The sequence below is a fragment of the Streptomyces sp. NPDC055103 genome, assembly GCF_053607625.1.
In genome coordinates, this window is record NZ_JBSGTX010000094.1 from 12,608 (window position 1) to 27,072 (window position 14,465).

General features: G+C 71.0%; 10 protein-coding genes. All 10 read right to left on the reverse strand.

Features of this window, described 5'->3' with window-relative positions; all coding sequences use genetic code 11:
* Window positions 1-77: 77 nt before the first annotated feature.
* On the reverse strand, window positions 78-2,420 hold the full coding sequence (locus ACWFR1_RS36365; protein WP_453559313.1) for a hypothetical protein: 2,343 nt from the start codon (window positions 2,418-2,420) through the stop codon (window positions 78-80).
* Between the two features lie 66 nt (window positions 2,421-2,486).
* Entirely contained in the window at window positions 2,487-2,903 is a 417-nt protein-coding gene (locus ACWFR1_RS36370) for a hypothetical protein (RefSeq protein WP_453559316.1), read from the reverse strand.
* Window positions 2,904-2,952: 49 nt separating this feature from the next.
* Complete coding sequence (mycP, locus tag ACWFR1_RS36375) at window positions 2,953-4,194, reverse strand: type VII secretion-associated serine protease mycosin (RefSeq protein ID WP_453559319.1); 1,242 nt, start codon at window positions 4,192-4,194, stop codon at window positions 2,953-2,955.
* 17 nt (window positions 4,195-4,211) lie between these two features.
* Complete coding sequence (locus tag ACWFR1_RS36380; RefSeq protein WP_453559322.1) at window positions 4,212-5,687, reverse strand: hypothetical protein; 1,476 nt, start codon at window positions 5,685-5,687, stop codon at window positions 4,212-4,214.
* A 98-nt stretch (window positions 5,688-5,785) separates the two neighbouring features.
* On the reverse strand, window positions 5,786-6,265 hold the full coding sequence (locus tag ACWFR1_RS36385) for a hypothetical protein (RefSeq protein WP_453559325.1): 480 nt from the start codon (window positions 6,263-6,265) through the stop codon (window positions 5,786-5,788).
* A 120-nt stretch (window positions 6,266-6,385) separates the two neighbouring features.
* Window positions 6,386-8,713: a xanthine dehydrogenase family protein molybdopterin-binding subunit gene (locus ACWFR1_RS36390; protein WP_453559328.1), complete on the reverse strand. Its 2,328-nt coding sequence runs from the start codon at window positions 8,711-8,713 to the stop codon at window positions 6,386-6,388.
* Window positions 8,710-10,206, reverse strand: a complete 1,497-nt coding sequence (locus tag ACWFR1_RS36395) for a (2Fe-2S)-binding protein (protein WP_453559331.1) — start codon at window positions 10,204-10,206, stop codon at window positions 8,710-8,712. The genes ACWFR1_RS36390 and ACWFR1_RS36395 overlap by 4 nt, the downstream gene beginning before the upstream one ends.
* Window positions 10,203-11,078, reverse strand: coding sequence for an FAD binding domain-containing protein (locus ACWFR1_RS36400; protein ID WP_453559334.1), 876 nt, complete (start codon window positions 11,076-11,078; stop codon window positions 10,203-10,205). The genes ACWFR1_RS36395 and ACWFR1_RS36400 overlap by 4 nt, the downstream gene beginning before the upstream one ends.
* 249 nt (window positions 11,079-11,327) lie before the next feature.
* Entirely contained in the window at window positions 11,328-12,968 is a 1,641-nt protein-coding gene (locus ACWFR1_RS36405) for a beta-N-acetylhexosaminidase (RefSeq protein WP_453559342.1), read from the reverse strand.
* Window positions 12,969-12,976: 8 nt separating this feature from the next.
* Complete coding sequence (locus ACWFR1_RS36410) at window positions 12,977-14,203, reverse strand: extracellular solute-binding protein (RefSeq protein ID WP_453559337.1); 1,227 nt, start codon at window positions 14,201-14,203, stop codon at window positions 12,977-12,979.
* Between the last annotated feature and the right edge of the window lie 262 nt (window positions 14,204-14,465).

The window sequence follows — 14,465 nt, forward strand, 5'->3', positions numbered from 1 at the left end:
GCTACCCGAGGAGCAGGCTGAGGCGAAAGCGGCGACGAGGAGGGACCCAATCACCATGCCTCGTGAGCGGCTCACTCTCATGTGACCTTCCCATCCTTCTTCTCGTCGTACGGGTCAGGCAGGGAGTCGTCCCTGACGTGGCCCCTGCTGTCCTTCACGTACTTGGTCAGCTCCTCCTCAAGGTAGCTGCTGTCGTCGTCGCTCCAGCCGGGAGTCCTCGCGTACGCCTGGCCAGGCATGAGCGCGTTGCGCTTGCCCGACGCCAGGGCTTCGTCCTTGAGGTCGTCGGACTTCTCCTTGAGGATCTTGTCCTCCGAGTACTTCTCCGCGATATCATCGGCTTCCATGCCGACCAGGGTCGTCACGGCGCCGCCGACGGTCTCGGCGGCCAACGGAACCAGCACACCGGCCGCACCGCCGGTCAGAGCGACGACGCCCCCTGCCGCCGCCGCGCCGACTCCGAACTTGACCCATTCCGTCGTACGCCCGACAGCCTTCTTGTGTTCATCGGAATCGATCGTGTACTGCTGATCGATCTGCGCCATCCTCGACTGGTCGAAGATCGCGTGCGTCTCCGCGCCGATCCGCAGCGTGGTCTTGGCGTCGGTGAGGTCCAGTTCACGCGCCGGTCCCGAGCCGGGCTTGGGGGCCACCTCGTCCATGACACTCGTCGTGTAGACCGTCTGGGCGGCCGACAGCTGTGCGTGACCGGTCTCGCTCTGAGCGACCGTGCCGAGGAAGCTGACCGTGTCACCCCGGGTGAACAACAGCGTGTCCGCGAATTCCGCGCCGAACCGAGGTTCGCCCTTCTCGTTGTTCCGTGCGCCGAACGGCGAGTTCGGCATCTCTTCTGTCGACGTCTCCCCCTCCTGCTCCAGGGACCGGTTGAACTCGTCGATGTAGGCCGCGCCCATCTTGCCGAGGCTGTCGTCGATGCCCGGCTGCTTGTGCATGTACTTGGGGTCGTCGCCGTACCGCTCGACGACCTTCTGCATGACCTCGGCGTTCTCCTTGGTCCGTACGTCCTTGAGGCCCTCGGTCTCGGCGTCGTACGGATGGCCGGTGGTCGCGGACTCCAGGGCGTGGCCGAGCGCGTTGTAGCCGGGCTCCTTGGTCCTGTCACCCTTGTCGTTGAGCTCCTCGGGCCACTCGCGGTCCTTCGTGAAGTAGTCGAAGGGGTCGAGCTTCTTGTTGTCCTTGGTGTTCTCGGGCGTGACGTCGATGCTGCTGTTGAAGAAGTCCGTCGACGCCTTCGGGTTGTGTCCGAGCCCCTCCATGAAACCGATCATGGGGTCGTTGCCGAGGTCGCCGCCCTGCCAGTTCAGGTGGGACGGCATGCCGCCCATCGCATGCCAGGCGCGGTCGGCGGGCAGCCGGCCGTCGTGCGTCATCTTCCGCTCGGTGACGACTAGCCCGTTGCCGTAGTCCTTCAGGAACTTGTCGTCGTAGTCGCCGACCCGCATCAGGTTGCTCATGACCTGGAAGCCGTACGGGCTGGTGCCGCGCGTCTGGATGGGCTCGCTGCCGGCCTTGATGACGTCGGCCTTCCACTGCTCCATCTCGGGGCTCTTGGAGTGGGTGGCGGTGGCGAGCGTCATGCTCCAGTTCGTCTGGAGCTCCTTCAGCTTGTCCCGGTGGTCGACGCCGAGCCGCGAGCCGTCGCTCGGGTCGCCCATGTCGGCCCAGTACTCCATGCTGCCCTTCGGCCCGACCTCCAGGGCGAACTTCTCGGCGAAGTACGGGTCCTTCTGGTTGGCCTTGAAGAGGGCGTTGAGCTTGTCGATCTCCGCCGGGGTGGCCTCGTCGCCCTTCTTGTACAGCTCATAGGCGGCGTGCGCGTCCTCGGCGTCCTGCGCCTTCGAGGCTGCGGCGAGCGAGTCGTACCTCGTACCGGAGAAGTTGTTCTTGTCCGGGCCGACGAGACCGCGCAGCGCGCGCGACGCCACGTCGTCGGCGTTGTTCGCCCGGTCGATCGCGGCCTTGATCGCCGCGGACATGGCCTCGAAGTCGGCCACCTCGGGCTTGGGCCCGTCGTAGTCCTTGGACCGGCTGTCGGGGCGGATCAGATGGCTGACGGCACCCTGCTGGTCGATCCGCATTCCCTTGCCGGGGGCCTCCGCGACCAGCCTCTCCAGTTCCTTCTTCGCGGCCTGGAACTCGCCCTCCGCGTCCCGCAGGATGTTGCGGATGCTGGTCGCCTCGATGAGGGCGTCGCCGAACTCCTTGGCGGTCTTCCGGACGAACGCCTGGGTGACCCCGGCGTTCTCCCCCTTCCAGTCGGCCTTGTCGGCCTTGCCCTGGAGGCCGGTGTCGGCCTTGTCCTTGGACTTCTCCAGCTTGGAAACCGCCTCCGACCAGCCCGTGACAGCCTCCTTGAGGCTGCCGAGCTGGGCATGGAGAACCTGGTCGAACTTCAGCATCTAACGTCCCTCGTCAGCCGTTTCCGTGGCCTGCTGTGCTGTGCCGTGCCGTGCCGTGCCGTCGGCCTACTTGAAGTGTGCGTCGATCGTGGAGATGGAGAAGTTCGTGATCAGCGCTTCTTCATGGTTGGCGTGGCTGGTGACCGTGTCCTCAAGGTGGTTGTGGATGTGCGCGCAGGCGCTGAGGAGCGTCTCGCACTGGTCGCGCCATGTGTCCCACATGGTCCACATCGCCGAACCGGTCAGGAAGCCGTCGCCGTCGAGGCTCTTGGCGGCCGTGCCGGTCTGGGCGCCCGCGTGGAAGGCGTCCCGCTCGAACCAGTGGAAGAGCTCCTGGGCCTCGTTGCCGATGGCCTTGAGGTCGGCGGACGTCACCTTGTAGTCGCTGGGACCACCACCGCCGCCACCCTCGGCGGGCACGCTGTTGAGCCTCATCGCAGCTGCCTCGCTGCGGACTTGGCCCCACTCCTCGTCGAACGACATCTACTTCTCCATGTGAGTCACGGATGTTCAGCGGCGGAGACGGAAAGACTCAGCTCCGCCGCGAACGGAGTACGGGTACGGCGACCCCGGCGCCGATCAGCACGGCCGCACCGATCCCGAGCCCGATCCAGAGGCCGGTGTTGCCGCCGTCGTCGTCGGAGGAGGCGACCGGGGCGGGGGCCGGGGCGGGGGCCGGGGCGACGGAGGACTCCGTAGGAGCCGGGTCCGCCGATGCGGACGAGGACGCGGACGGCATCACGTTCTCGCCGAGGTCGTCGATGGGCCGGACGTCGGCCGGACCGGGGTCACCGGGCGTCTTCAGCGTGCGAAGCGGGCGGATGGCGCCGTACCCGAGGAAGTCACTGCGCTTCCCGTCCCCGGCGGGCTTGGAAATGGTGTTGAGCATGACCTTCAGGACCTGATTGTTGGTCCAGTCGGGGTGCTTCGACCAGATGAGCGCGGCGGCGGCGGAGGCGAGGGCGGTGGCGTCACTGGTACCGCTGGACTTGCAGACGCCGGTACCGCCGCCGCAGGCTGCCACGATGTCCTTGCCGGGTGCCACGATGTCGACCTGGGGACCGTACTGGGAACTGGAGACTCGCGTCCCCTTGTTGTCGACGGCGCCCACGCCGACGACACCGGGTGTCGCCGCCGGGTACGCGAGGTGATTGCCCGCCTGCGCATCGTTGCCGACAGCGGCGAAGACCAGAGCCCCCTTGTCCAGGGCGTACTTCACGGCGTCCGTGAGCTCGGGCGAGCCCGTCTCCACACCCATCGAGATGTTGATGACCTTGGCTCCGGAGTCGGCCGCGAAGCGGATCGCGTCGGGCGCGATCCGGTTGAACTCCGCGGCACCCCCCGTCTGGTTCTTGCCGGCGTCGCCCGGCATCCGGACCGGAAGGATCTTCGCGGCGGGGGCAAGCCCGAACGCCCCGTTGCCACCGTCGCGTCGACCGGTTCCCGCGATGAGGCCCGCCATGCTGGTGCCGTGGCCGTCTTGGTCGGTGTACTCGTCACCCGAGTCGTCCGGGGCGAAGTCCTTGCCCTTGAGGACCTGCCCCTGAAGGTCGGGGTTGTCCTTGTCCACGCCGGAGTCGATGAGGGCGACGATGACTCCCTCGCCCCTACTGAGTTGCCAGATCTCCTCGGCGCCGAAGGCATCCAGGTGCCACTGCTGCCCACGCGTGCCCTCCGCGTGGGCGGGGACGGAAGCGATGCCCACCAGCAGCATCCCCAAGGCGGCCGAGGCGGTGACTCGGGCACGGCTCCGACGCGTACTGCTGGTAGACATCTGATTCCTCGCGCTGATCAGTCGATGACGGGCGGCGCCACGCGGCGGCCCTGCTGCCAGGTTTCCTCGTCCTCGACCAGGTAGTCGGGACGCTCTCCGTTCCGCTCCTCGCGCTCGCCGGCCTGCGTGGAGCCTCCACGCACGAGGCCGGAGCCGCCGGGCGTAAAGGGGCGCGCACCGCCCGCTGCGGTGCCGGCCGCGCCAGGGCGCTGTGCCTTGCCGCCGACGACGCCGCCGGTCTCACCGGCGAGTCGGCGACCGCCGCTGATGCCGTTCTGGCCGGCGCCCATGCCGCCGCCCATCGAGCCGCCCATACCGCCGCCCATGCCACGGCCCATGCCGTTGCGCCCGCCCTGCTCCGTACCGATGGCAGTGGTGCGCGGAAGGCCGGTCGCGGGGCGCCCCTGCGTGCTCTGGACCTGGCGTCCGCCGCTGATGCCCTCGCGGGGAACGTTGAGTCCGGCGCGCTGGCCGCCGGTCACCGGACCGCGGGCGTTGCTGGTGCCTCCGGTGACGGGACCGGTGGGACCCACGGGGCCCGGGCCGGGCTTCGCGAGGAAGGGAGGCATACCCGTGGTCACGAACGGAGGTGTGCCACCGTCCTTCGTGATCGGCGGCGGCGTGCCCGGCGTCGTCGGCCCCGGACCGGGGGTGGTCGTGGTCGGGTGCGGCAGCGTGTCCACACTGTCGATGCCCAGGTCCACGGGAGTCTCGGGCCGGACCTCGGGCTTGATCACGTGCGTCGGTCCGGTCGTGTCGCCCGTCGGCGGGACCGTGGTGTTGTCGGGCGTGGTCCGGGTGTCAGGCGTCGTCCGAGTGTCCGGCTGCGACTGCGTGGTGTGCGTCCCCGTGCCCGTCTCCGTCTGCACGGAGTACTTCTGCCCCTTCGACGAGGGGTAGACGTACGTGGTCTCTTCGCCGTAGCGACTCTCAGTCGGTACGAAGTCCCCCGGCGGCGGCGGGAACGTCGGCGGCACGAGTTCCGTCATGTAGCGGCCCTCCCAGTAGTACGTACTGGAGAGCTTTTCCATCTCGGTCGCCGCGGCCTGCTTGTTCGCCTCTTCCTTGGCCAGGATGGCGTTGAGTTCCGTGCTGGCGGTCACCGACTTCTGGGCGTTGCGCGCGATGGTCGCCGAGTCGGGGTCGTTGCGGTACTTCTGGGCGGCTTCCAGGCTTGCCTTGGCCGCCTCGTTGGAGGTGTAGCGAGGCATGGCGCTCTTCGCCGCGGCGATGGCCTGAGCGGACTTGGCCATGTGCTCGCCGGCTTTGGTGCTGTAGTCGCCGAGTGAGCGCGTCGAGCTCACCACGTCCGCGGCCCACTCCGTGAACGCCTTCTCCGCCTCGCCCTTCCAGTCCACCCGACCGGTCCGGTTCTTCAGTTGGTCGGCGATGCGATCCAACTCCGCGCCGGCCGCCTTCAAGCGATCGGCGGCGTTCCTGACCGGGTACTCCGCGGCTTCGTCCAGCCAATCCAGCATCTTCTGGTGGGTCATCGAGCTTGAGCGGAAGTTCGTTCCGCCGCGTCCGCCGCCCTCTGCAGGAATCATCCTTCGCCTCTTCCCCGTGTCCCCGACATTCCGTCCACAGCCGCCTACTGGAAGTTGCCGCCAGTTTCGCTGGTCTGGCCGCCTTCGCTCGCCGGCGCTCCGCGGCCCGCTTCCTTGTCCGCCTTCGCCTTGGCGTCCTCGGTCCGCTGGTGGATGTTGATCATCTTCTGCTTGGTGTCCTCGTCCATCTGCTCGAAGCCGTCCTTGGACGCGACGACCGCGATACCGAGGCCCTCCAGGCAGTCCTGCAGCAGGGCGGAGAGGTCCTTCAGCTGCTTGATGACGGTGTTGTACGAGTCGTAGACGCCGTGCGCCTCGCCCCAGTCCGCACCGCCGCCGCCGAACTGGCCTCGCGACACCGGCTCCGATTCCACCTTGCCCTTGCCGGCCTCCGAGGAGGTGAGCATCTCGATCAGACCGTCGATGCTCGTCTTGAACTCCGACATGGACTCGGAGTTGTAGCGCACCGCTTCCGCGCTCATCGTCCGCATTCCGTACGCGCCCCCGCCCACGTAGGCTTCCATGCCCGCGCTCCTCCCCCGGTGAACCACCATGCTGTGTACCGCAAGTCTAAGAAGTCCACTGTAGTCAGGAACGACGACAGCACGCACCTCCCGGTTGCACAAGCAACGGACATCACATGGTTACGAATTGGGCACGGCGACCGCCGCCTGCGGGCGGATCGGGAGGCGGTTGACGGGGCGTCCGGTCGCCGCGCGCACCGCTGAGGCCACTGCGGCGGGTGAGGTGACGACCGGGGCCGCGCTCGCCGCCTTCGCGCCGAAGGGGGCGACGACGTCGCGTTCCTCGATGAGTTTCACGATGCGAATGTCCGGGGCATCCAGGGATGTCGGAAGTGCGTAGCCCGTGAAGTCGGGGTGCCGGACCAGGCCGCGGGCGGTGCGGAGGTTCTCCGTGAGGGCCGCGCCGACGCCCTGGGTGACGCCCGCCTCGATACGGGTCGCGAGCTGGGCCGGGTTGAGGATGCGGCCGACGTCCTGGGCCACGGCCATCTCCACGACCCGTACCGCGCCGAGTTCGATGTCGACGTCCACCACCGCGCGGATCGCGCAGAAGGCCATCCCGACGAAGGCGTCGCCCTGGCCGTCCCCGTCGAGGGGCTCGGTGGGGTGGGGGCGGCACTGGGCGGTGGCCCAGAGTTCCTTGCCGTCCATCGCCTCCGTGACCGTCGTGGAGAGCACGCCGTCGTACGAAGTGATCTTGCCGTCGGTGATCTGGAGCAGCTCGGTCGACATGCCGAACTTGTGGGCCAGCGGCTGGAGGAGCTGCGTGCGGACCATCTTGGCCGCGCGTTCCACCGCCCCGCCCGAGACCCAGGTGTGGCGGCCGTGGGCCGACGGGCCCGCCGGCGGCTGGTCGGTGTCGACGGGCGCGACCTGGACCTCGTCGATGCCGAGCGTCTCCTGCACGATCTGGCGCGCGAGCGTCGAGAAGCCCGAGCCGGTGTCCACGGCCGAGCAGATGACCGTGGCCACCCCGCCCATGACCCGCACGGTCGCCGTCGAGACCTCGTCCATGCCCTCCGCGCCCAGCATGTGCACCATGCCGAGGGCGTAGCCCACGCCTCGCCGCACCGCGCCGGGTTCGCCCGCGCCCTCGGGGCCGCCCGGCAGCAGCCAGTCGTCCTCCGGGGTGTCCTTCGGAAGCGGCGGGAGCGGGAAGTCGCGTACGGCGGCGAGGAGTTCGGCGACCGGGGCCGGGCAGGTCACGGTCTGGCCGGTCGGCAGGATGTCGCCGGTCGCCATCACGTTCCGCATGCGCAACTCGGCCGGGTCCACGCCCAGTTTGGCCGCCAGCTTGTCCATCTGCGCCTCGTACGCGGCGCACACCTGCATCGCGCCTTCGCCCCGCACGTGCCCGGACGGCGGGTTGTTCGTGCGGACCGCCCAGCCCTCCACGAAGGCGTGCGGGACGACGTACGGGCCGCAGGCGAAGGCCACGGCCGCCGCGAGCGACTCCGACGACGAGTCGGCGTACGCGCCCGCGTCGAGCAGGATCTGCGCCTCCACCTTCACCAGGCGCCCCTCCGCGTCCGCGTGGTGGCGGTAGCGCAGCAGGGTCGGGTGGCGGTGGGCGTGGCCGAGGAAGGACTCCTCGCGCGTAGCGGTGAGCTTGACCGGGCAGCCCGTACGCAGTGCCAGGAGGCCCAGCGGGATCTGGAAGCCCGGGTCCTCACGGTCCCCGGTGGCGCCCGGGACGCCGGTCACGACCACCTTGACCTGGTCGGTCGGGAGACCGAAGCAGGCGGCGGCCAGGTCCCGGTCGGTGTGCGGATCGGTGGACGCGGTGTAGAGCTCGACGCCTCCGTCGGGGCGGGGCACGGCCAGGCCGGCCTCGGCGCCGATCGGCGCCGGGTCCTGGCGGCCGATCCGGTACAGGCCCTCGACGATGATCTCGCCGGTCGCCTCCGGGTCGCCGAAGCGCAGCGGGATGTGCCGGATCAGGTTGCCGTCGGGGTGCAGCGCCTCGGCGGCGAAGGCCTTCTCGGGGTCGGTCACCGGGTCGAGGACCTCGTACTCGACGCTGATCGCGGCCGCGGCGAGCCGGGCCGTGTCGGGGTGGTCGGCGGCGATGGCGGCGATGGCCTCGCCGTGGTGCCGGACTAGGTCGGAGGCGAAGACGGGCCGGTCGGCGACACGGCGGCCGTACGTCGCCGCGCCCGGCACGTCCGCGGCCGTCACCACGGCCCGTACGCCCGGCATGGCGGTCGCGGCCGAGGTGTCGACGGAGACGATCCGGGCGTGCGGGTGCGGGGAGCGCAGGATCGCCGCCCAGAGCAGGCCCTCGGCCCACAGGTCGGCGGCGTACGGGAAGGTGCCCTCGGTCTTCGCCCGTGCGTCGGTCTGCGGGAGCGAGGTGCCGAGGCCGTGCGCGGCCGGCTCCTGGTCCAGTGCCCCGGAGGTGTCCAGGACAACGGGAACGGGAACGGCGGTGGTCGCGTCGCTGCTCACGCCATGCCTCCGTCGTGCGGGTGGGGAATCTGGTGCGGGACGCGGGGCCCGTCGGTGGTCTCGCTGGCCGTGGCCGCGGCGCTCGCCTCGCGCTCGGCGACGACGTCCCGTACGGCCTCGAGGACGCCCCGGTAGCCGGAGCAGCGGCACAGGTTGCCGGCGAGCGCCTGGCGGGTCTCCAGCTCGGTGGGGGCGTGGTTGCCCTCCAGGAGGTCATGCACGGTCATGCACATGCCCGGGATGCAGAAGCCGCACTGGACCGTGCCGCACTTCGACATCGCCCGCTGCACGTCGGACGGCTCGCCGTCGGCGGCCAGGCCCTCGACCGTCCGTACCTCGGACCCGGCGGCCGTCGCCGCCGGCACCAGGCAGGAGGCGACGAGCCGGCCGTCGACCTGCACGTTGCACGCGCCGCACTCGCCCTGGGAGCAGCCGTCCTTGGCCCCGGCGAGGCCGAGGCGCTCACGCAGGACGTAGAGCAGCGACTCGCCGATCCAGGAGCCGGTGACGGGCCGGTCGGTGCCGTTGACCCGCAGGGTGTACGAGGTGTGCGGGTGCTCGTCGCTGTCCGTGGAGGCGTACGCGGCGAGTTCGGGCTCGGGGTGGGGACGGGGTTCGAGATCGGGGTGGGGCTGGGCCTCGGGCTCTGCCTCGGGCTCGGTCGCTTCGAGCGCGCGGGCGGTTGCGTCGAGTCCCTCCTCCGGGGCCTCCGCCGGAGCGTCGTCCGGTGCCGCGTCCCGTGCCTCGTCCGAGGCCTCCGCCGGAGCGTCCTCCCGGCCGTCCTCCGCGTCGCCCGCCTCAGCGGCGACACCGGTCTCCGCGACCGGCTCCTCCGGCAGCGCCCAGGGTGCGGGCGCGCCGCCCGGCAGGGTCGCCGGGGCACGGTCGTACGAGGGGGGGAGCGGGAGTTCGGCCGCCTCCGGGAACGCCGTCCCGGGCAGTGCCGCCTCCGGGAACACCGTCTCCGGGATCTCCGCCTCCGGCATCGCCGGGATCTCCCACTGGCCCGTGGAGTCGACCGAGCCCACCGAGCCCGCCGAGCCCGCCGAGCCCGCCGAGTTCGCGAAGTTCCACTCCGCCGTCGCGTGCGGGTCCTGGCCGAAACCCTCCACGTGCTGATCCGCGCGCTGATCCACATGCTGGACGTACTCGCCCTGCGCGAAGTACTCGGTCCCCTGGCCGGCCTGTCCGAAGTCGTGCGCCTGGTCCACGTGCTCGACCTGGTCGAAGTGCTGGACCTGCTCCGCCTCCGTCGGCAGGTGCACCGTCCACGCGCCCGTCGCCGCCGGGTCGGTCGCCGCCGCCGGGGTGAGCGGCTGCAGCGGCATGATCATCGGCGGTACGTAGCCGTGGCCCGGCGCCTCCAGGGGCACGCCGTCCAGCATGAAGTCGGGCGGCAGCTGGACGAAGGCGGTCGCGTCGCCGTCGTACCCCTCGCTCTGCGGGATCGGCTCCCAGCCGCCCGGGTTCCCGTGCTGTTCGTCGTCGCTCATGCCAGTGCCCTCCCCAGTGCCCGTCGGGCGAGTGCGGCGACCGTGCGCCGCAGGTGCAGTACGGCGGGCGGCAGCTGTTCGTCGCCCTGCGGGTCCGGAATGCAGGCGGCGGCGACGTACTCGCCGAACGCCGCCAGCGCCTCCGGGGCCAGCCCCCGGTCGTTGTCCCAGTCCACCAGCGAGGCGATCCAGCGCTCCGCCTCCAGCGGGCGCAGGGGCATCGGGGCGACGGCGCCGACCGCGCAGCGCACCCCGCGCCTGGCCGGGTCGAGGACGACGGCGACGGAGGCGGTGGCGCGGGCCGGGCCGGTGCGGCCGGTGGCCTTGAGGAAGACCTGGGGGGCGTGGAGCAGCGGGACGCGGACGAAGCCGACCAGCTCGCCGGGGGCCAGCAGGTCGCGGCCCGCCAGTAGGTGGGAGACGGGGATCTCACGGGTGCCGAGCGGGCCGAGGACGACGAGGTCGGCCTCCAGGGCGGCGAGCACGGGCAGCGAGTCGCCGGTCGGCGCGGCGGTGACCACGTTGCCGCCGAGCGTGCCGGCGTTGCGGATCTGGGGCGGTCCCGCGGCGCGGGCGGCGGCGGCGAGGGCCGGGATGAGGGCGGCGAAGTCGGGGCGGCCCATCCGGGCGTGGGTGAGGCCCGCGCCGAGGAGGGCGTGGCCGTCCTGGTACTGCCAGCCGCGGATCTCGTTGATTCGGCTCAGGCCGACGAGCCCGGCGGGGCGGAGCTGACCTCTGTTGACGGCGGCCATCAGGTCGGTGCCGCCGGCGACGGGCACGGCGGCCGGCATCGCGGTGAGCGCCGCCACGGCCTCGTCGAGCGAGGCGGGCAGCGTCACGGACTGCGCCGTCTGTGGTGCGTGCGTGGTCAACCCGCTGCCCCTTCCCGGTGTCCCGGTGGTCCCCGACTGTGCCCGGCGGTCGCGCCTGCTGTCACGTCCGCCGTCGCGCCTGCGTGTGGGCGTACCGTACGTGCTCACAGGCCGGACGTGGCAACTCTGGCACATCTTCCGAGCCGTCCGGCGCGAGGGTCCGCGAAGGACTGTTCCGTCCAGGACGCCCCAGGAGCGACGGTAACTTCCCTTTCGTCGCTCCTGGGTGAACCGGGGACGCGAGGTGCCTCACACGATCGGGGGCGCTCCCTCCAAGGGCCTCCCGAGCACTCCCGGACGCCGCTGCCAGGGGTGGGGTCCTGCGGGCGGGCGGTAGTCGACGCCGAGGGCGTCGAGGCGCCGGTAGTGGACGGCCATCCGGCGCTCGAAGCCGGCGTGGTCGCGGGCCTCCGGGGCGGGCAGCGCGGACCAGGCGACCTCGGCGAAGGCGGCGAGGCGCGGGAAGACCTGGTAGTCGACGCGGGACCGGTTCTCCATCACCTCGGTCCAGACGTTGGCCTGGGTTCCCAGGATGTGGGCGGCGGCCTCCGGCGAGAGCCCCGGCGGTACGGGCTCGAAGCGGTAGACGTCCTCCAGGGTGCGGACGTACCCGATGGGCATCGGCTCGTCCTCGCCCGGCGCCTGCCGGTGGTCCAGGTACACCTGCTGCTCGGGGCACATGACGACGTCGTGTCCGGCCTCGGCGGCGGTGATCCCGCCCGCGTACCCCCGCCAGGACGACACGGCCGCGCCCTCCGCGAGTCCGCCCTCCAGGATCTCGTCCCAGCCGATCAGGCGCCGTCCGCGCGCGGCGAGCCAGCGGTCGAAGTGGCGGATGAACCAGGACTGGAGCTCGTCCTCGTCGGCGAGTCCGAGCTCCTTGATACGGGTCTGGGCGGCCGGCGAGGCCTTCCACTGGTCCTTGGGGCACTCGTCGCCGCCGACGTGGACGAAGGTGGACGGGAAGAGGCCGAGGACCTCCTCGAAGACGCCCTCGTAGAAGCGCAGGACGGCCTCGGTCGGGGCGAGGACGTTCGGGTTGACGCCCCAGGTGTCCCAGACCGTGAGGGCGGCGGTGTCGACGACGTCGGTGTTGCCGAGCTCGGGGTAGGCGGCGATGGCGGCCTGCGCGTGGCCGGGGAGGTCGATCTCGGGGACGACGGTGATGTGCCGCTCGGCGGCGTACGCGACGATCTCGCGGATGTCGTCCTGGGTGTAGAAGCCGCCGTGCGGGGCCTCGGTCCACAGCGGCGAGGCCCGGTGCCCCCACTTGGTACGGGCCCGCCAGGCGCCGACCTCGGTCAGCCGGGGGTGGCGCTTGATCTCGATGCGCCAGCCCTGGTCGTCGGTGAGGTGGAAGTGGAAGACGTTGAGCTTGTGGGCGGCGAGGAGGTCGAGGTACCGCAGGACGTCGTCCTTCGGCAGGAAGTGCCGGGAGACGTCGAGGAGGAGGCCGCGCCAGCCGAAGCGGGGGGCGTCCTCGACCGTGACCGGGACCAGACCCCACTCCCGGTCCGTCACGGGCGCCTTGCGGTACGCCTCCGGGCCGAGCAGCTGCCGGAGGGTCTGGGCTCCCCAGAACACCCCGGCGGGGCCACCGCCCTCGATGACGACGGCCGCGTCGGGGCTCCCGGTGGACAGGCGGTACCCCTCCGGGCCGCGCTCCCGTGCCACCTCCTCGCTGATCCGCAGCCGGACGGCGTGCGGCCCGGCACCGTCGGCGAACGGCAGTCCGGTGGCGGCGCCCAGGGCGGCGCGCAGCCAGCGGGCGGTGCTCTCGGTTCCCGGTCCGGCGTCGAGCGTCGTGCGCCCGTCGAGCGGGACGTGCCCGGGGGCATTCCCCGGGCGCTCGACCGACAGGGGTGCGGGGATGAGATCCGTATCCGTCATGTCTGTCATCACGTCAGTCCTTCACCGCCCCGCCGAGGCCCGAGACCAGGCGGCGCTGTACGAGTACGAAGAAGACGAGCACCGGGACCGTCATCACGGTCGACCCGGCCATGATGCCTCCCCAGTCGTTCTCGTCGGGCTTGAAGAAGACGAGCAGGGCCATCGGCAGGGTCGACTGCGAGGTGTCGCTGATGAGGAAGGACTTCGCGAAGAGGAAGTCGTTCCAGGTCGAGATGAACGAGAAGACACTGGTCGCGCGAGGTGCTCTTGAGGACGCCGATGTTGTTTCCGCCGGCGAAGGCCGGGGCGATCGAGCCGGGGGGCGTGCCGGGCAGCGGGACGACCGCGTACTTCCCCTTGACCGTGCCGGCCTCGACGGCCGCGTGGCTGAAGTCGCCGCCGATGGCCATGCCGGCCTTGCCGGAGGCGAAGGCCGTGACGGTCGCGTTGCCGCCCATCTGGGCGCACTTGGCGGCGGGGCAGTTGTCGTCGCCGAAGAGCGAGGTGTAGGTGGTGATGCCCCCGAGGGCGGCCTCGCTGTTGATCGCCGCTTTGTAGGAGCCGTCGTTCCCGGCGTCCTCGACGGCGAGTTCGCCGCCCGCCGCCCAGACGAAGGGCATGGCGCCGTAGGTGTAGGCGATGCCGTACGGCTCGGGCTTCGCCTTGCGGATCTTCTTGGCGGTGGCGATCAGTTCGGCCTGGCTCCTGGGGGCGGTGAGGCCGAGTTCCCCGAAGACGTCGGTGCGGTAGTAGAGGGCGCGGAGGCCGACGAAGAACGGGGAGCCGTAGACCCTGCCGCCGACGGTGACGGACCGCCTCGCCGTCGGGTCGGTGTCCTTGGCCTCGTCCCAGGCCGCGAACTCGGCGCTGATGTCGGCGAGTCCGCCGTCCTTGACGTATCCGGCGGTGTCGGTGTTGCCGTACTCGATGAGGTCGGGCGCCGACCCGGGGTCGTCGAAGGCGGCCTTGACGCGCTGGGCGCGGGTCTCGACGGGGATGTACTCGATCTCGACCTTCGCACCCTGGTTCCGCTTCTCGAAGGCGGCGACGGCCTGTGCGACGACCTGCTCCTTGGGCTTGTTGCTCACCTCCTGGAAGAGCCAGACGCGCAGGGTGCCGCTCTTCTCGTCCGCCGTCGCCTTGCCGTCGGACGTCTGGGGCGCGCAGGCGGTGGCGGTGAGGGCTGCCGGCAGGAGTGCGGCGGCCCGGGTGGCAAGACCATGGGGAAGCTTCATGGCGGATCCCTCCGAGCGTGTGCGTTGCGACATACGCAATGGGCGTTTCGTTCTGCACAACACGCGTGAGGTTAGGGGCGCTTCCGGCGAGCGGGCAAGAGGTCTCGACCACCTCAACCACTCCGTGACCGGCGAAAGCACCCTGCGCAACGGCCCGGAAACGCCGAAGCGGCCCGGAAACGCCGAAGCAGCGGGCCGGAAACCCCGTAACGGCCCGTACACGCGGAACGGCCCCCGTGGGGCGGGGCGCGAACCCCGCCCC

Coding starts and splice junctions, on each gene's coding strand:
- ACWFR1_RS36365 (WP_453559313.1), bottom strand. CDS start 2,420: ATGCTGAAGTTCGACCAGGTTCTCCATGCCCAGCTCGGCAGCCTCAAG.
- ACWFR1_RS36370 (WP_453559316.1), bottom strand. CDS start 2,903: ATGTCGTTCGACGAGGAGTGGGGCCAAGTCCGCAGCGAGGCAGCTGCG.
- mycP (WP_453559319.1), bottom strand. CDS start 4,194: ATGTCTACCAGCAGTACGCGTCGGAGCCGTGCCCGAGTCACCGCCTCG.
- ACWFR1_RS36380 (WP_453559322.1), bottom strand. CDS start 5,687: ATGACCCACCAGAAGATGCTGGATTGGCTGGACGAAGCCGCGGAGTAC.
- ACWFR1_RS36385 (WP_453559325.1), bottom strand. CDS start 6,265: ATGGAAGCCTACGTGGGCGGGGGCGCGTACGGAATGCGGACGATGAGC.
- ACWFR1_RS36395 (WP_453559331.1), bottom strand. CDS start 10,206: ATGAGCGACGACGAACAGCACGGGAACCCGGGCGGCTGGGAGCCGATC.
- ACWFR1_RS36405 (WP_453559342.1), bottom strand. CDS start 12,968: ATGACGGATACGGATCTCATCCCCGCACCCCTGTCGGTCGAGCGCCCG.
- ACWFR1_RS36410 (WP_453559337.1), bottom strand. CDS start 14,203: ATGAAGCTTCCCCATGGTCTTGCCACCCGGGCCGCCGCACTCCTGCCG.